The organism is Sphingobium sp. RAC03, from assembly GCF_001713415.1.
Lineage (GTDB): Bacteria > Pseudomonadota > Alphaproteobacteria > Sphingomonadales > Sphingomonadaceae > Sphingobium.
Map to the genome: position 1 here is coordinate 1202041 of NZ_CP016456.1, position 18162 is coordinate 1220202.

Consider the following 18162-nt stretch of genomic DNA (forward strand, 5'->3'; position numbering starts at 1 on the left):
TCGCTCGAAACGAACGGAGGAAAGCATTTCGGATTGGTGGTGAGAAGGTTAGACTCCCGCCATGTCCGCCGAATCCCGCTTCCTCACCCTGCTGCGCCTATTGGCGAATGATCCCGCCGCGCAAGGGTTGATGGATGATGTCGCGATCCTGCCGGTTGGCGACACCCGCCTGATCCTGACCAGCGACACGATGGTCGAGGGCGTCCATTATCTCCCCACCGATCCGCCCGCCGATATCGGCTGGAAACTCGCCGCCGTGAACCTGTCCGACCTGGCGGCGAAGGGCGCGCGGCCTATCGGGTGCCTGCTCAACTATGCACTGTCGGGCGACGAAGCCTGGGACGCAGCCTTCATCGCGGGGCTGGGCGAAGCGCTCGACCGCCACGCCATGCCGCTGCTCGGCGGCGATACCGTCGCCATGCCGTCCACCAGCGCGCGCAGCTACAGCCTCACCGCCATCGGGCAGGCGACGGGCCCGATCCCGACGCGGAACGGCGCGCTGCCGGGCGATATCCTCTACGTCACCGGCCCGGTCGGCGACGCGGGCATTGGCCTCGACCTCGCCCGTGCCGATCCGGCCGCGTCCGGCCCGCTGGTCGATGCCTATCGCCGCCCGCGCCCGCGCCTGGCCGAAGGCGCGCTGCTCGCCCCCCATGCCACCGCGATGATGGACCTGTCGGACGGGCTGTTGATCGACGCGCAGCGCATGGGCCAGGCCAGCGGCGTTGCGATCACCATCGACCATATCCCCCTTTCCCCGGCGCTCGAAAAGGCGCGGGGGGCCAGCACCGCGGTCCAGATCGCCGCCGCGCGCGCGGGCGATGATTATGAACTGCTCTTCACGATGCCGCGTGGGCTGGCTCCCCCGGTGCGGTCCATTCCGGTCGGGCATGTCAGCGCGGGCGCAGGCCTCACCCTGATGATCGACGGCGCGATCGTGCCGCTGCCCGACCAGCTCGGCTGGGAACATGGATAAGTCGAGAGGGTCCGTTCGTTTCGAGCCCTTCGACTGCCCGCCTGCGGCAGGCGCTCTGGATAAACTACGTCGAGAAACGCCGCGTAATCGTTTCTCGACTGCGCTCGAAACGAACGGGTGAGGTTGGTGAGGTTTCTGCGCCAACCCGCTTGACGCACGCCCTCTACCCTGTAGCGTCGCTTCACCCTATTCTCAGCCCGTTTGGACCGCTTATGTGCGTGTGCCCACTGCTGATTGACGCGGTGATCGATGCCGGACCCAACCCGCCCGGCCGCCCGCCCCTGCGCCTTTCGTTCGCCCGTCATTCCCTGCGGAGCGGCCGATGACAGCCATAACAGGGGGAGAGGAACAAGCATGCAGATCGTCTATATCGCCATAGGGTGTGGCCTGTTGGCCATCCTCTATGGCCTGTTCACCAGCCGACAGGTGCTAAGTGCGCCCGCAGGCAACGCCACCATGCAGCAGATCGCGGGCGCGATTCAGGAGGGGGCGAGAGCCTATCTGGGCCGCCAATATACCACCATCGCCATCGTCGGCGTGGTTGTCGCCGCGCTGGTCCTGCTCTTCCTGGGCGTCACATCCGCCATCGCTTTCCTGATCGGCGCGATCCTGTCGGGGGCGGCGGGCTTCATCGGCATGAACATCTCCGTTCGCGCCAATGTGCGCACTGCCGAAGCCTGTCGCGGCACGTTGCAAAGCGGGCTGACGGTGGCGTTCAGGGCAGGCGCGATTACCGGCATGCTCGTCGCGGGCCTCGCCCTGCTCGCGATATCCGTCTTCTTCTGGTATCTGACCGGCCCGTCTGGTTATGCGCCCGACGACCGCCTCGTCATCGACAGCCTCGTCGCGCTGGCCTTTGGCGCATCGCTCATTTCCATCTTCGCGCGGCTGGGCGGCGGCATCTTCACCAAGGCTGCCGATGTCGGCGCGGACCTAGTGGGCAAGGTCGAAGCCGGCATCCCCGAAGACGACCCCCGCAACCCCGCCGTCATCGCCGACAATGTCGGTGACAATGTGGGCGATTGCGCTGGCATGGCCGCCGACCTGTTCGAAACCTATGTCGTCACCATCGGCGCGACCATGGTGCTGACCGCACTGCTGGTCACCGGCCTCGACAATGCAGTGCTGCTCAACCTGATGGCGCTGCCGCTGATCGTGGGCGGCGTGTGCATCATCACCTCGATCATTGGCACCTATATGGTGCGGCTCGGCTCCAGCCAGTCGATCATGGGGGCGCTCTACAAGGGCTTCTGGACCACCGCCTTGCTCTCCATCCCTGCCATCTATTATGTCACCTGGCGCACGCTGGGCGACATGAACGCGGTGTTCGGGGCAGACCTGGATGGCGTGGGCGGTTATACCGGCATGGCGCTATTCTGGTCGATGATGGTGGGCCTCGCCGTCACCGGGCTTTTGGTGGTCATCACCGAATATTATACCGGCACCAATTATCGCCCGGTCCGCTCCATCGCCAAGGCGTCGGAAACCGGCCACGGCACCAACGTCATTCAGGGTCTGGCGATCAGCCTGGAGTCCACTGCCCTGCCGACATTGGTGATCGTCATCGGCATCATCGTCGCGCATCAACTGGCGGGCCTCATCGGCATCGCCTTTGCCGCCACCGCCATGCTGGCGCTTGCGGGCATGGTCGTGGCGCTCGACGCTTATGGTCCAGTGACGGACAATGCGGGCGGCATCGCCGAAATGGCGCATCTCGACGACAGCGTCCGGATCAAGACCGACGCACTGGACGCGGTGGGCAACACGACCAAGGCGGTGACGAAGGGCTATGCCATCGGCTCGGCGGGCCTCGCCGCGCTCGTGCTGTTCGGTGCCTATACCGAGGATTTGAAATATTATAACAGCGCGCTCGGCCTCACCGCGCCCGTCGATTTCAGCCTCTCCAATCCCTATGTCATCGTCGGCCTGCTGCTCGGCGCGCTGCTGCCCTATCTGTTCGGGGCAATGGGGATGACCGCCGTAGGCCGCGCGGCGGGCGACGTGGTCAAGGATGTCCGCGCGCAATTTGCCGAGAATAAGGGCATCATGGATGGCACCAGCAAGCCCGACTATGCCCGCACCGTCGATCTGGTGACGAAGGCCGCGATCAAGGAAATGATCGTCCCCAGCCTGTTGCCGGTGCTGGCCCCGATTGTCGTCTATTTCGCCATCTCGGCGGTCGCGGGCGTGTCCAACGGCTTTGCGGCGCTCGGTGCCCTGTTGCTGGGCGTCATCGTCTCCGGCCTGTTCGTCGCACTGTCGATGACATCGGGCGGCGGCGCATGGGACAATGCGAAGAAATATATCGAGGATGGCCATCATGGCGGCAAGGGCAGCGAAGCCCATAAGGCGGCTGTGACCGGCGATACGGTGGGCGATCCCTACAAGGATACCGCCGGGCCAGCGGTCAACCCGATGATCAAGATCACCAACATCGTCGCGCTGCTGCTGCTCGCCGCGCTGGCGCATGGGGCGTAATTGAAGAGATGGCCCGCCCGGCGCGATCCGGGCGGGCTGTTCGCCTCATGGATGTTCCGGCGGCCATTGCCGCGTCGTGTGGATCAGGACGAGTATCCACACCGTTTCGTCCATAACTTCGTAGATGATGCGATAGCTGCGATGCGGGGTCAGTTCGCGCGTGCCCGCAACCTTCCCCACATGACCAAGCATGGGAAAGTCCGCAAGCTGGGCAACGGCTTGGCTGAATAGGCCATCCAATCTCACCGCAGCAGCCGGGTCACGCACAGCAAGATAGTCAAAGATCGCCGCGCGGTCCTGCTCCGCCTCCGGCGTCCAGACGATATTCACGCCTGATCGAGCAACCGCGACCGGCGGGCGGCAAAGTCAGCATCGACAGCCTCATTCGAGCGCCCCTGCCCCTCCTGCGCCGAAGCGCGGGCCTTATCGACCTTGCGCTGCAGAAAGTCGCCATGGTCACGCTGCGCCTGCTGCTGCTGAATAAAGTCCCGCATCAACTCGCGAACAACCTGAGAGGCTGGCCGATGGCTGGCCTCGGCTTCGGCCATGAACGCGGCGCGCAAATCGGCTTCCAGCTTCATGGTGAATATCGCGGATTTCGACATGCTATCCTCCGGCGGGTACTAATGATGTATATACCCAACAAACCATGGCGACAATCGGCATGTCGTCCATCGTTCGAGCGAAAGCTGGAATCGCGCCATTCTTCATGCCAGAAGCCTTGTCCGATACAGGGGCTTAGCGACGCACATGACCAACCGGCTTTATTATGGCGACAATCTGGACGTGTTGCGGACGCACATCCCTGACGACAGCGTCGATCTCATCTATCTCGACCCGCCGTTCAATTCCAATGCGGGCTATAATGTGCTGTTCAAGTCCGCCAGCGGCGCGGGTGCCGACGCCAGCATAGAGGCGTTCGACGATACCTGGACCTGGGGCGAATCCAGCCAGAATGCGCTGATGGACATTGCCAGCGGCACCAACCGCCCGCTGACCGTGATGATGAACGCGATGCACAGTGCCATCGGTGAAAATCCGCTGATGGCCTATCTGGCGATGATGGCGGTGCGGCTGGTGGAACGATCGGAGCGATTGACTTTTCAGCGATAAAAATGCTGCATAATAGCTATGTATCTGTTGTTCGTAGATGAGAGCGGCACTCCGCCAAAGCCTGATAGCTTTGGGCAAAATTACTTTGTTATCGCAGGTTTGGTTGTCCCTGAAGATCGTTGGGTTGGCCTGAATGACAAACTTTCCGGACTCAAGCGCGCATCAGCCTACTTCGGAGAGGTGAAATGGCGATATTTCGCTCCAAATAACAATGACCGAGATAACCCAATGGCAGATTGGGACGTCGAAAGGCGCAATGCGTTCAGAAATGCCGTTTTTGCGATCATAACGGAAATCAAATCCTGCAAGATAATCGCCTGCGTGAGCGAGGCCCCAACCGCCTATGGTATTGGCCCCGTGAAATCTCAAAGCGACCTCTATTTCCGGACCTACAAGCCCGTTACGGAGAGATTTCAGTATCTTTTACAGGATATTACGCGGACCAGCGGGCGAGATAGTTATGGACTTATCGTCGCCGACCATCGTGGACGAGGTGACGACGAACAAATGCGTCAGCAACATGAACGGCTGGTACGAGAGTCTGGGCAACATACGTCTAATTATGCCAATTTCATTGAAGGCCTGTTTTTCTCGCCCAGTCACATGAGCGTCGGAATTCAACTTGTTGATATGATTGCAGGCGCAATTTGGCGCGCACAAAGTCACAATGATCGAACATGGTATGACAGAATCCGCCCATCGTTCCGTGCATCGCCAACTGGAACAATTGACGGTTATGGAATCGCCCGTTTTCCAAAGGCGGGGTGGCGTGGAACGATATTAGATTAGACGCCGGGTGAGGCCATGGCCCCAACGTGCTAGGTGACGCACTCCCGGCTCGACAAATATATATATTGGGCGAGAGCATGTCAATTTCCTCCGTCCATTGTCCAAGTTTCAGCAATGGATATGCTGGCAAGTCGTTGGTTTTCCGAGCGAAAAGAAGGGCGGGGACAAGGGCGTCGATGGCTGGTTCAACTATCTGGCGGCAGGTGGCAAGATCGAGACCGGGGTCATATCGGTCAAGGCGGGCGACAATGTGAACCCCAATATGGTCCGCGACCTTGGCCGCGTGATGGAGCGCGACAAGCACCGCTTCGGGCTGTTCGTCATGAAGGGAATGCCGACCAAGGGGATGCGCGACGAAGCCGCGTCCCAGCCAGTCATCGAAACCGAATTCGGCCGCTTCCCCGCGCTGCAATTCGTGACGCTGGCCGAACTGTTCCAGGGGCTGAAACCCAAATTGCCCCCGCTGATCAGCCCGGTGAAAAAAGCGTCGCGCGTCGAAACCCGCAAATCGCACCAGCTCGGTGCGCAAGGCGGCCTGTTCGGCTGAACCAATTTCGGCTATAGAATGTTATCCCTTTAACGTTCCGTCCGGTCACGCCAGCGCCTGTTTTAACCCTTTGTTCAGAACCCAGGCCCACTCTGGCGCATCGGTCGGCCAAGGGGGGGGGTGGCCAAACCACGCCGGATTTCCCCGCCATGCCCGAAGCGGCAAGGCATAATATGATAACCGGATACCGTGAAATGCCCTGTGCCATAGCTATCGATGAACCCGCCCGGATAGCGGCGCTGCGCCGCTATGGGATTTTGGACACCCCGGCCGAAGGTGCCTTCGACAAGGTGACCGATCTGGTGCGGACCTTGTTCGATGTGCCCATTTCGGCCGTGTCGCTGATCGACACCGAACGCCAATGGTTCAAGTCGATCACTGGCCTCGACATATCCGAAACCGCGCGCAGCATGGCCTTTTGCGACCATGCCATCCGCCAGGACGAACCGCTCGTCATCACCGATGCGCAGGCCGATCCGCGCTTTTGCGACAATCCGCTGGTGACCGGAGAGCCAGGCATCCGCAGCTATGCCGGGGTGCAGTTGCGCACGCCTGATGGCCATAATCTGGGGTCGCTCTGCGCCATCGACACCCGCCCCCGCACCTTTTCGCCCGAACAGATGGAAGTGCTCAAAGGCCTTGCCCCCATCGTCGTGGAGCAGATGGAATTGCGGCTGCTGGCCGAGCGCGATCATCTGAGCGGAGCGCTGACCCGGCGCGCCTTCATCGCCGAACTCGACAAGCGGATCGCGCTCTTCACCCGCCACCGCCGCCCGGCCGCGCTGGTCCTGCTCGACATCGACCATTTCAAGCAGATCAACGACCGCTATGGCCATCCGGCGGGCGACCGCGTAATCGAAGCGGTCGCGGCACTGTGCAAGGGCCTGTCCCGTCCCAGCGATGCGTTCGGCCGGATCGGCGGCGAGGAATTCGGCCTGCTGCTGCCCGAAGCGCAGGAGGCCGATGCGCTGGCCGTCGCCAATCGGATACGGTCAGCGATCGAGCGGTTCGAGATCACCAACAATCCGCCGCTGCATGTCACCGCCAGCTTCGGCGTCGCCACGATCGGCGCGGGGCGCATGTCGAGCGAGGCCTGGCTGTCGGCTGCCGACGCCGCGCTCTACCAGGCCAAGCGCGCGGGGCGTAACCGCGCCATACTGGCCCCGATCGAGGCCGTCCGCGCCGCCTGATCCGCATGGGGTGACGCGACCATAATGGACGGAAATCCGGCCTGATCCCGGCCCGTAATTTGCGCCATATCGGACCAGCACCATAATGGTCCAGGGTCCGCTTGGCGCGGTTCGCCCCTCCATCCACCCCGTCTTCCTCATCATAGGGGGAGGCAGGGATGCGGCTTAGCTGGCCGGAAATTCGCACGAATGCAGCTCATTTCGCTGCCGAATGGCAGGGCAAGGGCTATGAAAAGGGCCAGACCCACAGCTTCTACGACGAATTTTTCGGCATTTTCGGCGTACCGCGCAAGCAGGTCGCGGTCTATGAACAACGGGTCAAATCGCTCGATCCTGCGCGGTCCGGCGGTTTCATCGACCTGTTCTGGCCCGGCACGCTGATCGTCGAACAGAAAAGCGCGGGCCGCAACCTCGACCGCGCCATGGCCCAGGCGCTCGATTATTATGACTGGCTGCCCGACGTGCAGCGCCCCCGGCACATGATGGTGTGCGATTTCCAGCGCTTCGAGCTGGTGGACCTGGAAACCCGCCGCGAATGGCGCTTCCCGCTGACCGATCTCAAGCGCCATGTCGAAGCCTTCGGCTTCATCATCGGCGTCCAGCCGCGCCTCTTCCGCAACCAGTCGCCGGTCAACCGCCAGGCGTCGGAACTGATGGGCCGCCTGCACAATGCGCTCGCCGCCGATGGCTATGTCGGGCATGATCTGGAGCGGCTGCTCGTCCGCCTGCTCTTCATCCTCTTTGCCGACGATACCGGCATTTTCGAGCGCAAGGACCAGTTCCTCACTTTCCTCGAACGGCGCACCCGCACCGATGGCCGCGACCTTGGCCGCTGGCTCGGCGAACTGTTCCAGACGCTCGACACCCCGCCCGACCGGCGCCAGCAGAGCCTCGACGCCGATCTCGCCGACTTCCCCTATATCAACGGCGAACTGTTCCGCGAACGCATCGCCATGCCCAGTTTCGATGCCGCGATGCGGACGATGCTGCTCAACGCCAGCCTGTTCAACTGGGGCGATGTGTCGCCCGCCATTTTCGGGTCACTGTTCGAAAGCGTGATCGACACGGTGACCCGGCGCAAGCAGGGCGCGCACTACACGCCCGAACAGGCGATCCTCAAGGTCATCGAACCGCTGTTCCTGGACGATCTGCGCGCCGACTTCGCCCGTGCCAGCGCGCTCAAATCGGGCCGCGAGCGCGCCTTGCGCGCGCTGCATCAGCGGCTGGGGACGATGGCTTTCCTTGACCCCGCCTGTGGCGCGGGCAATTTCCTGGTTGTCGCCTATCGCGAGCTGCGCGAACTGGAACGCGACATATTGCGCGAATTGCTCACCATCGACGGGCGGGTCGAACTGGTCATGGATGTCGCAGCGCTCTCGAAACTGGATGTCGATCATTTCTTCGGCATCGAAATCGACGAATTTCCCGCCATGATCGCGCAGGTCGCGCTATGGATGACCGACCATATCGCCAACACCCGCCTGGCCGAGGATTTCGGCCAGCATTATGCGCGCATCCCGCTGGTGAAGGCACCCGGCATCCACCATGGCGACGCGCTGGAGCTGGACTGGAATCGGGTCGTCGCGGCGCACGACTGCACCTTCGTCTTCGGCAACCCGCCCTTTGTCGGCGCGAAATATCAGAGCGAAGCGCAGCGGTCGCAGGTCCGCCGCCTCGCCGCCCTACCCGGCAGCGGCGGCACGCTGGACTATGTCGCCGCCTGGTTCCTTACGGCCGCCCGCTATGTCGCGGGCGGCGACGCGCGCATTGCCTTCGTCTCCACCAACTCGATCGTGCAGGGCGAACAAGTGGCGCAGCTCTGGCCGCTGATCTTTCGCGCAGGCGTCGAAATCGCCTTCGCCCACCGCACCTTCGTCTGGCCCGGCCGGGCGGCGGTCCATTGCGTCATCATCGGCCTCGCCCAGCGCCGCGACGAACCCGCGCAAAAGCGGCTGTTCAGCTATGCCGACGCCAAGGGCGAACCGACCGAAACCCGCCATGGCGCGCTAACCGCCTATCTGTTCGATGCCCGCGACGCCGACCGCCATCTGGTGGTGCGGGAGGAGAGCCGACCGATCAACGGCGCACCGCGCATCATTAGTGGGTCACAACCCATCGATGGCGGCCATCTCATATTCTCCGATAGCGAACGCGCGGCGTTTCTGATCCTGGAGCCTGATGCTGAGCCTTATCTGCGTCCCTTTTTAGGCGCGGAAGAATATCTGAACGGCGGGTCGCGATGGATATTGGCGTTGCAGGACGCCCAGCCATCCCACTTACGCGCCATGCCTCATGTGAGAGATCGCATGCGGCGTGTCAGAGATTTTCGACTGCAAAGCAAACGCCTCAGCACCTTGGCGATCGCGAACGAACCGGCGCGCTTCAATGTCACGGTCATCCCGACCCTGCCCTTCCTCGCCATCCCCGAAGTCAGTTCGGAACGCCGCGACTATATCCCGATCGGCTGGCTGGAACCGCCGACCATTCCCAGCAACAAATTACGCATCCTGCCCGATGCGACGCTGTGGCATTTCGGTGTCCTGACCAGCCACATGCACATGGCATGGACAATGCACATTGGCGGCCGCCTCAAGAGCGACTTTCAATATGCCATTGGCCTAAATTATAACGGCTTCCCTTGGCCCGATTCCTCTCCGGCCCAGCGCGCCAGGATCGAAACCCTCGCGCAAGCCGTCCTCGACGCCCGCGCCCTCCCCCGCAACGCAACATCGACCCTGGCCGATCTCTACGACCCCGACACCATGCCCGCGCAATTGCGCAAAGCGCATCATGACCTCGATCTCGCGATCGACCGACTCTATCGCAAGGCGCCCTTCGGGTCCGACCGCGAACGGGTGGAATATCTCTTCACCCTCTACCAGCGGCTAATCGACCCGCTCCACAATGTAAAAAACCGCCGCATAATCCGCCAGCCACTGTCGCTTTAAGTCGCCAAGCCATGGCATCGGGGTTGTATGGCTTGATCATGCTATCCGTGCTCGTTCCCCATCCCGCAGCGACTGGCCAGCGGTTTCCGGCATGAAGCGCAGCGCGATCAGTCCCACGACACAGGCCAGCATCATGTAGAAGGCGGGCATGAGTTCGTTGCCGGTGAGGCCAATGAGGCTACTGCCGATGGCAGGTGCCGTGCCCCCGAAAATGGACGTCGCGACATTATAGGCAATGGCGAAGCCCGCAAAGCGGACGGACGTCGGGAACAAGGCGGGGAAGGTCGCCGATATAGTCGCAAGTTGCGGCACATAGAGCAGGCCCAGCAGGGCAAAGCCGACCACCGCCCCGACGAAACCCGTCGCCATCAGCAAATAGGCGGGCACCACCAGCAGGAACAGGCCGATGAGCGAGAAGCGCCACAGCGGCTTGCGGCCGACCCGGTCGGACAGCGCCCCGGCGAAGGGCAGCAGCACCATCATGAACATCATGCCGATGATAGGCACGATCAACGCCTCATTGGCGGACAGGCCCAGCCGCCGCTGCAGATAGGTCGGCATGTAGCTGAGCAGCGTATAGTTGACGATGTTCAGCGCGGTGACCAGCCCGCCCATCACCAGCAGGGTGCGCCAATGGCCGGTGATGAGCGCGCCCAGCGTCGGCGAAGCGACCTTGGCTCCCTGCGCGGCTTGTTCGGCCTCCAGAAAGACCGGCGTGTCCTCCATCTTCGATCGCAGATACATGCCGACCAGACCCATGGGACCGGCCACCATGAAGGGGACGCGCCAGCCCCAATCATACATGGTGGCGTCGCCCAGCAACAGCGAGAAGCCAAGCATCAGCAGCGCGCCCAGCGAGAAGCCCGCCAATGTCCCGAACTCCAGGAAACTGCCGCAAAAGCCGCGTTTGTCGTCGGGGGCATATTCGGCCATGAAGGTCGCCGCACCGCCATATTCGCCGCCGGTGGAAAATCCCTGCACCATCCGCAACAGGATCAACAGCGTCGGTGCCCAAAAGCCGATCGTCGCATAATCGGGGATCAGGCCGACGCACACCGTCGCACCCGACATCATCAATATGGTGAGCGCCAATACGGACTTGCGCCCCATCCGGTCACCCAGCGGTCCCCAGAAGAGGCCACCCAGCGGGCGCACCAGGAAGGAAATGGCGAAGGTCGCCAGCGCGAACAGCACCGCCTCCTCCGTGTTGCCGGGAAACAGCGCGGCGGAGATATAGGTCACGCCATAGGCATAGATGCCATAGTCGAACCATTCGGTCGCATTGCCCATGGCGGACGCACCGATCGCCCGGCGCAAAGTGGTCCGATCGACGGCAGGCTGGAGCGGGGCAGTAGGATGGGGCGCGGGCATGGATCTATCCTGAAAGGGGGAGCGGCGATCGGTCGGCCGGTTCGCCTTCGTCGGGCGCACTCTGTTCCGGGGCATGGGGATCGAGCATCGCGGCCACGGGCGTGGTGCGGGGCAGTATCTGATAGCTTTGCTGGTCGTCGCCCGGAACTGGCAGGGACGATGCCTGACGCCAGAGGCCAAAGACCAGCGTGCCACCCGCAACGGCGGCGATGAAGAGGAACAGCCCGCTCGCACCGAACAGCGTCATCGCCGCCGCCGCGCCGGTCGGTCCCAATGCCGCGCCGATCGAATAGAGCAGCACCAGTGCGCCGCTGGCCGCGACGCGGGCCGCCGGGTCCAGCCGGTCATTGGTATGGGCGACGCAAAGCGGATAGAGCGCGAAGCTGAGGCCACCAAACAGGCCCCCCAGCGTCAGCAAGGGCAGGCCGATACCATCGACCATGGTCAGCGCAAGGCAAACGGCCATGGTCGCGCCGAAGCTGGTGACGATAACCCGGCGGCGATCGAACCGATCCGACAGCCGCCCCAGCGGCCATTGCAGTGCAACCCCGCCCAAAATGACGATGCTCATGAAACTGGCAGTCTGGGACAGGTCCAGTCCCAGCCGTCGGACATGCACGGCGGCGAGGCCGTAGAAAGCGCCGAGCATCAATCCCGTCGTCATCGCGCCGACGAAACCTAGCGGCGACGAAGCATAGAGTTGCCGCATCGTACAAGGGGCATTCTGCCCCGGTAGCGGCGCGGCGATGCGGGTGAGGACGACCGGGATGACCGCCAGCGAAATGAGGATGGAGGCGATCAGGAAAGGAATGGACGGGGTGCGGCCGAAATTGAGCAGAAATTGCCCCAGCGCCTGCCCCGAATAGAGGGCGATCATATAGCCCGCCAAAATGCTGCCCCGCGTGTCCGGTTCCGCCCGCTCGTTCAGCCAGCTTTCCAGGCATATGAACACGCCCGCCACGCACAGCCCGTCGATGAACCGCAACGATGCCCAGAACAGCACATTCTGGAACAGTGCATAAGCCAGCGTGCTGGCCGACAGCAGCGACACGAAGGCGGCAAAGGCGCGGATATGTCCGACTCGCTGTACGACAGGCGCGGCGCGCAGCGCGCCAACGGTCAGCCCGGCGAAATAGGCGGTCGCCACCGCGCCGATCATCAGCGTGCCACTGCCCCCCCGTTCCAGCCGCAGGCTGATCAGGGTGGACAGAAAGCCGCTGCCCGCCATCAGCATGAAGATGGCGGCCAACAGGCTGCGAACCGGGAGTATCGATGACAGCATGCGGAAAGCGGCGGCTTAGGCCGCCTGACGCCCTTCGCTCTGATCGGCCACATCCTCGATCAGCCGCTGGTGCAGGACACGCACGGCCGTATCGAAATTCGCGCAATCGATGATGAACTGTATGTCCACGTTGCGGATCTGATGCTGCATCGCGATCATGTCGATATTCGCCTGTGCCAGTGCGTCGAGCGCATCGGGCACTAGTCCGGGCCGCGATATGTCGCTGCCGATCACCGATACCATGGCCACAGGCTGCGCGGAGATGGCGGCATCGGGGTAGAGCGATTGCAGGTCGGCCATGATCCGCTTCACCGTCGCCGCGTCGATCGACAGATAGTGGGTGATGGTATTGGCGTTGGAGGATTTGCTGACGATCCAAGCGCCATGGCGCGTCAGCGCGTCCAGGATCGCGGCATCATAGCCCTTCTCCCCGACCATATCCTGCTCGAAGAACTGGAGCGCCTGCATCGATCGCACACCGGTGATGATTTCGACGCGTGGCGTGTCGGACACATAGTCGCCGCAGATCAGCGTCCCTTCATCTTCGCGATCGAACGTGTTGCGGACGCGCAGCGGGATGCTGGTCTGGCGCAGGCCACGGCCCGCGCGGGGATGGATCGCCTCCATACCCAGATTGGCGAGTTGATCGGCCACGTCATAATTGGTGCGGCCGATCTTGCGCGCGGCGGCTTCCCCGACCAGGCGGGGGTCGGCGCTCGACAGGTGAAATTCCTTGTGAATGATCGCTTCGCGCGCATGGGTCAGCACCGCGATCCGCGAGAAGGTCATTTCCGAATAGCCCCGCGCATAGCGCCGCACCATGCCTTCGCGGCATCCGGCATAGCCCGTGACGATCGGCATCGTATGGCGCAGGTCGATAGGCTCCAGCGCCTCCACGATCCGCTCGTCAAGGCTGCGCAAATCATCCTGGTCCCACAGCGTCAGATCGACGAACGCCGCATTGATCCCACGATCGCGCAACAACAGCGCAGTGCTGTGCGCACTATGCGCCTCGCCGAGCCCGGCCAGCAATTCGCGTACCGTCAGCAACTGTTCCTTGACGCAGAAGCGCCCATGGCTGCGCAATCGGCCGAGATCCGCAAGGCAATCCTGGACCGCCGCGATCCGCAGATCGACAAAGGCATTGGCCTCCTCCAGGCTGGCGGTGCGCGCGAACATCTCGCCATTGCGATCGTGCATCGCCTCGCGCACCTTGGCCATCGCCTCAAGCCAGCCGTCCGCCCCATCATCGGCGATGAAGCGGCCATAGACGCCCGGCACGCCGGATTTCTTATGTTCCAGCAACAGGTCGGTCATGCCCGCATAGGCGGATACGACGAAGATGCGGTTGTAGAGATCGTCGCCGCTGCGGCCTGCGATCAGGACATTGTCGAACAGGCTGGCCGTGGCCGCCATCGATGTGCCGCCGATTTTCTCGACGCTATGCAGGCCGCTCATGCCATCACCTCCGCAACCAGATCGCCATGACAGACCCTGATCGCTTCCGCCTCTCGTGCCGCAATGAAGGACGGGCGCGGCGTCGCGGGGCCGAAGGGCGCGACCAACTGATTGGACATAGCATTATAGACCATGAAGGCGTTGGCGCGGGGAAAGGGCGTGATATTGCCGTTCGATCCGTGCATCAGGTTGCAATCGAACAGGATGACCGTTCCGGGCTTGCCCGTCGGCGCCACGATACCATGCTTGTGCGCAAGGTCGGCCAGGCTGTCCTCGTCTGGGACGCCATATTCCTGCTTCTTGAGCGACATCTTATAATGGTCGTCGGGCGTTTCACCCACGCAGGTCAGATAGCTGCGGTGCGATCCGGGGATCAGCATCAACGGGCCGTTATGCGGCGTATTATCCGCCAGCAGAACCGACATGGACAGGGCGCGCATGCGCGGCATCCCGTCTTCCACATGCCAGGTCTCGAAATCCGAATGCCAGTAGAATTCCTTGCCCTGGAACCCCGGCTTGTAGTTCAGGCGCGACTGGTGAAGATAGACTTCGTCATTCAACAGGAAGCGGGCGACGTCGGCGAGCCGGGCGTCGGCCGCCAGCCGGTGCATGACGCGGCTCTGGCTGTGAATTTCGAAGATCGAGCGGATTTCACCGCCACCCGGTTCGGTGATCACCGTGTCGCCATCCAGCGCATCGGGATCGGCCAGCAGGGAACCGGCCTCCTGTTGCAGGAAGGCGACTTCCTGCGCGGAGAAGATATCCTCCAGCACCAGATAGCCGTCGCGCTCGAACTGCGCGGCCTGCGCTTTCGAGAGCGGTGCCGCCTCGCTCCAGTCGCTATGGACGACCGGATCGAGACGGGGCAGGAATTGCGGTTCCGCCATTTTGCGGGATGGGTAGATGTCTATCATGGGACTCCCCCTTTCTTTATGATTTCAAGACGTCAGTTCGGCCGTGCGGACCATGTCGGCCTCTGCGGGATAGGCGCCATTCTCATCATGCACTTCGCGGCCGGTGACCGGCGGGTTGAAGACGCAGACGGTCAGGATGTCCGTTTCGGGGCGCACGATATGGCGGTCATGGGCGTTGAGCGCATACATGGTGCCTGCGGCCAACTGGTGGGTTTCCCCCGTGCCCAGATCCTCGATCGTGCCCTTGCCCTTGAGCACCAGCACGGCTTCGAGATGATTTTGATAATGCATCTTCAGCTCTTTGCCGGCGTACATGGTGGTGACATGGTAGGAGAAACCCATGCCGTCATCCTTGAGCAGCAGGCGGGCGCTTTCCCAGCCATCGGATTTGACGTTATGGTCGGACTTGCGAATGTCGGTCAGTTTACGGACGATCATGCGATATCTCCTTATTCCGCCGCCACGCCAAAGGAGGCGGCAAGCGTCTCGCGCACGCTGGTTTCCAGTATGTCGAGACCGGCCGAAAGGACGGCGTCGTCGATGATGAGCGGGGCGAGCACCTTGACGATTTCGTCATGGGGGCCGCTCGTTTCGATGATGAGGCCGCGCGCGAAGCAGGCGGCGGTGATGACGGACGCAATCTCGCCCGACCCGACGTCGATGCCGCGCATCATGCCGCGCCCGCGCGTGGTCAGCCCATGTTCGCGGGCCATCTTGTCGAGGCGGTTTTCCAGCAGCGCGCCGCGACGGCGCACATCGGCGGCGAAGCTGTCATTGCTCCAGAAATGGCGCAGGGCGGCCGTCGCCGTGACGAAGGCATGGTTGTTGCCGCGGAAGGTGCCATTATGCTCGCCCGGCGACCATTGGTCGAGTTCGGCGCGGAACAGCGTGAGCGCAAAGGGCAGGCCCATACCCGACAGCGACTTGGCCAGCGTGACGATGTCAGGCGTGAAACCCATATCCTCGAAGCTGAAAAAGCCACCGGTGCGGCCGCAACCGGCCTGAATATCATCGACGATCAACAGGGCACCATGCCGCTTGGCGATTGCGGCAATCTTGCGCAGCCAGGCCGGCGACGCGGCGTTGAGGCCGCCTTCGCCCTGTACGGTTTCCACCAGGATGGCGGCGGGTGCATCCAAGCCGCTGGACGGGTCGGAAAGCCGCTGTTCCAAAAGGTCGGCGGTATCGACGTCGGGGCCGTGATAGCCGTCATAGGGTTCGTGGCTGACATGGCTGAGCGGCACGCCCGCACCACCGCGCTTGGCGGCATTGCCGGTGCAGGCCAGCGCGCCCAATGTCATGCCATGGAAACCGTTGGTGAAGGCGATCACCATTTCGCGGCCCGTAATCTTGCGCGCCAGTTTGATCGCGGCTTCCACCGCATTGGTGCCGGTTGGGCCAGTGAACATCGCGCGATAATTCAGCTTGCGCGGCTGGAGGATCACCTCCTCGAAAGTTTCCAGAAAGGCCGCCTTGGCATCGGTATGCAGGTCCAGCCCATGAGTAATCCCGTCGGCCATGATATAGTCGAGCAGCGCCTGCTTGAGGATCGGATGGTTATGCCCGTAATTCAGCGTCGAGCAGCCCGATAGAAAATCGAGATAACGCCCCCCCTGATTATCGTGCATCCACACATTTTCGGCGCGATGGAACTGGCGCGGCATCGACCGGGCATAGCTGCGGACGATCGATTCCCGGCGCTCGTAAATGCCGGTATCGGGAATGATCTGGGTCGGTTTGGGGGTCATTGTCATGGGGGAAAGTCTCCGAATATCTATTGGCTGGCTTTGGAAGAGAGGGCGAAGGGACCGATCGTCGCTTGCCACTCGGTTTCATGCGCGCCGGCGAAATGAGCGTCGCGCTCGAACAGCGGGGCTTTGGTCAACTCAGCGCCTAGACGCCGGGCGATTCCTGCGAACAGTGCCCAGGAGGCTGCATTGTCCGGGGTTACCGTGGTGATCAGGTGCGTGACGCCGGTAGCCGACGGGCGGTCCAGCAAGGCGGCGATCATGCGCTGCGCCAGCTTTTCGCCGCGAGCCTCCGCAGCGACGGCGACCTGCCATATGAAGAAGCGACCGGGGTCGGCGGGTAGGCGATAGCCCGATACCCAGCCGACGATCTGGCCGTCGCGTTCGGCGACGATGCAGCTATCGGCGAAATGCGTGCATTGCAGCAGGTTGCAATAGGCCGAATTGCCATCGAGTGGCGGGCAGGCGGCGATCAGCGCGGTGATGGCAGGGCCGTCCTGCGCCACCGGCATGCGGAAATTCATAACTCGTCCAGTCTCATTCTCATGGGACGCAAAATTCCGTGGCGACAGGACCGTCGCATCGGTTTCACGATCAAATATGATTAGCCTCCCAAAGTATTTAACTATCTGGGCGAATCCCTTCGCCTCTGTTGCTGCGGCGCAATATATACATATGAACGCGAAATTTTCAACCCTTTGGCCGCAATGACTTCTCTGTCCGCCGTTTCGGCCTTGCATTATCCTTCATTATATAAAGGAAAATGACATTGGCATGGCACTGCGCAAACGGATAGCTATCAGCCATGGAATCCGACCTTTCGAACCCCACTCTCCAGGCGCTTCGTCGCATTCTGCGCGCGACCGAAATCGGCAGTCGCAAGCTGGCGACGACCACAGGGCTGACGCCCTCCCAGATGCTGGTCTTGCGCGAAATTGAGGGGCGCGATCAGGCGACGCCGAGCGCCATTGCGTCCGCTTTGAAATTCAGTCAGGCGACGATCACCAATGTCGTTGATCGGCTCGTGCTATCGGGCCTGGTAACGCGCGAACGCAGCGATCGCGACAAGCGCCAGATCATGCTCCATGCAACGGCGGCGGGACGGGATGCACTGGCCTGCGCGCCCGACTTGCTGCAGTCCCAATTCACTGACCGCTTCGCGTCGCTCGCCGCCTGGGAACAGGCGATGATCCTCGCCTCGCTGGAGAAATTGAGCGTCATTCTGGGCGCGCAGGACATGGATGTCGCGCCACTGCTCGATAGTGGTGCTATCGATCGGTCAGAGCCGGTTGCGATCTAGGCCAATAAGCCTGTTCGAATAGTCCGATGCGACCAGAAGGCGGAACCG

The 18162-nt window shown here is 62.4% G+C and carries 17 protein-coding genes; 8 read left to right on the top strand and 9 right to left on the bottom strand.

The genetic code is table 11. From position 1 onward, the window contains the following. Positions 1-61: 61 nt before the first annotated feature. The gene (gene thiL / locus BSY17_RS10355) at positions 62-976 is read left to right on the top strand and encodes a thiamine-phosphate kinase (protein ID WP_069065456.1); all 915 of its coding nucleotides are present in this window, start codon (positions 62-64) and stop codon (positions 974-976) included. Between the two features lie 354 nt (positions 977-1330). Further along, positions 1331-3454 (top strand): sodium-translocating pyrophosphatase, encoded by a 2124-nt coding sequence (locus tag BSY17_RS10360; RefSeq protein ID WP_069065457.1) that lies wholly within the window; start codon positions 1331-1333, stop codon positions 3452-3454. Positions 3455-3499: 45 nt separating this feature from the next. Here the strand turns inward: BSY17_RS10360 and BSY17_RS10365 are convergent, their stop codons facing one another. Both BSY17_RS10365 and BSY17_RS10370 read right to left on the bottom strand, forming a co-directional pair. Further along, the gene (locus tag BSY17_RS10365) at positions 3500-3784 is read right to left on the bottom strand and encodes a type II toxin-antitoxin system RelE/ParE family toxin (protein ID WP_069065458.1); all 285 of its coding nucleotides are present in this window, start codon (positions 3782-3784) and stop codon (positions 3500-3502) included. Next, on the bottom strand, positions 3781-4059 hold the full coding sequence (locus BSY17_RS10370; RefSeq protein ID WP_069065459.1) for an antitoxin of toxin-antitoxin stability system: 279 nt from the start codon (positions 4057-4059) through the stop codon (positions 3781-3783). The genes BSY17_RS10365 and BSY17_RS10370 overlap by 4 nt, the downstream gene beginning before the upstream one ends. Before the next feature lie 145 nt (positions 4060-4204). Here BSY17_RS10370 and BSY17_RS10375 point away from each other — a divergent pair, with 145 nt between their 5' ends. The 5 genes from BSY17_RS10375 to BSY17_RS10390 all read left to right on the top strand — a co-directional run bounded on the left by BSY17_RS10375 (position 4205) and on the right by BSY17_RS10390 (position 10041). Next, on the top strand, positions 4205-4567 hold the full coding sequence (locus BSY17_RS10375) for a hypothetical protein (protein ID WP_069065460.1): 363 nt from the start codon (positions 4205-4207) through the stop codon (positions 4565-4567). A gap of 18 nt (positions 4568-4585) precedes the next feature. After that, positions 4586-5356 carry a DUF3800 domain-containing protein gene (locus BSY17_RS20920; RefSeq protein WP_076605431.1) on the top strand — a complete coding sequence of 257 codons (771 nt, stop codon included), beginning with the start codon at positions 4586-4588 and terminating at the stop codon, positions 5354-5356. A 97-nt stretch (positions 5357-5453) separates the two neighbouring features. Then, complete coding sequence (locus tag BSY17_RS10380; protein WP_069065461.1) at positions 5454-5903, top strand: restriction endonuclease; 450 nt, start codon at positions 5454-5456, stop codon at positions 5901-5903. A gap of 173 nt (positions 5904-6076) precedes the next feature. Next, complete coding sequence (locus tag BSY17_RS10385; RefSeq protein ID WP_237236497.1) at positions 6077-7093, top strand: sensor domain-containing diguanylate cyclase; 1017 nt, start codon at positions 6077-6079, stop codon at positions 7091-7093. A gap of 158 nt (positions 7094-7251) precedes the next feature. After that, on the top strand, positions 7252-10041 hold the full coding sequence (locus tag BSY17_RS10390; RefSeq protein WP_069065463.1) for a class I SAM-dependent DNA methyltransferase: 2790 nt from the start codon (positions 7252-7254) through the stop codon (positions 10039-10041). Positions 10042-10077: 36 nt separating this feature from the next. On the opposite strand, the gene BSY17_RS10395 is transcribed toward BSY17_RS10390, so the two are convergent. Genes BSY17_RS10395 through ectA form a run of 7 tightly spaced genes read right to left on the bottom strand, consistent with a single transcriptional unit; the run spans position 10078 to position 17338 of the window. Beyond that, the gene (locus tag BSY17_RS10395) at positions 10078-11412 is read right to left on the bottom strand and encodes an MFS transporter (RefSeq protein WP_069065464.1); all 1335 of its coding nucleotides are present in this window, start codon (positions 11410-11412) and stop codon (positions 10078-10080) included. A gap of 4 nt (positions 11413-11416) precedes the next feature. Further along, complete coding sequence (locus BSY17_RS10400; protein WP_069065465.1) at positions 11417-12694, bottom strand: MFS transporter; 1278 nt, start codon at positions 12692-12694, stop codon at positions 11417-11419. A gap of 15 nt (positions 12695-12709) precedes the next feature. Then, on the bottom strand, positions 12710-14152 hold the full coding sequence (locus BSY17_RS10405; RefSeq protein WP_069065466.1) for an aspartate kinase: 1443 nt from the start codon (positions 14150-14152) through the stop codon (positions 12710-12712). Then, the gene (thpD, locus tag BSY17_RS10410; protein WP_069065467.1) at positions 14149-15066 is read right to left on the bottom strand and encodes an ectoine hydroxylase; all 918 of its coding nucleotides are present in this window, start codon (positions 15064-15066) and stop codon (positions 14149-14151) included. Before thpD ends, BSY17_RS10405 begins: the two co-directional genes overlap by 4 nt. A gap of 24 nt (positions 15067-15090) precedes the next feature. Continuing rightward, the gene (locus BSY17_RS10415) at positions 15091-15504 is read right to left on the bottom strand and encodes an ectoine synthase (protein WP_069065468.1); all 414 of its coding nucleotides are present in this window, start codon (positions 15502-15504) and stop codon (positions 15091-15093) included. Between the two features lie 11 nt (positions 15505-15515). After that, a complete protein-coding gene (ectB, locus tag BSY17_RS10420; protein ID WP_069065469.1) occupies positions 15516-16820 on the bottom strand; it encodes a diaminobutyrate--2-oxoglutarate transaminase in 1305 nt (434 codons plus the stop codon). 20 nt (positions 16821-16840) lie between these two features. Continuing rightward, positions 16841-17338, bottom strand: a complete 498-nt coding sequence (gene ectA, locus BSY17_RS10425) for a diaminobutyrate acetyltransferase (RefSeq protein ID WP_069065470.1) — start codon at positions 17336-17338, stop codon at positions 16841-16843. Between the two features lie 281 nt (positions 17339-17619). Between ectA and BSY17_RS10430 the strand changes: the two genes are divergently transcribed. Continuing rightward, the gene (locus BSY17_RS10430) at positions 17620-18114 is read left to right on the top strand and encodes a MarR family winged helix-turn-helix transcriptional regulator (RefSeq protein WP_037472113.1); all 495 of its coding nucleotides are present in this window, start codon (positions 17620-17622) and stop codon (positions 18112-18114) included. The last annotated feature ends 48 nt before the right edge of the window (positions 18115-18162 follow it).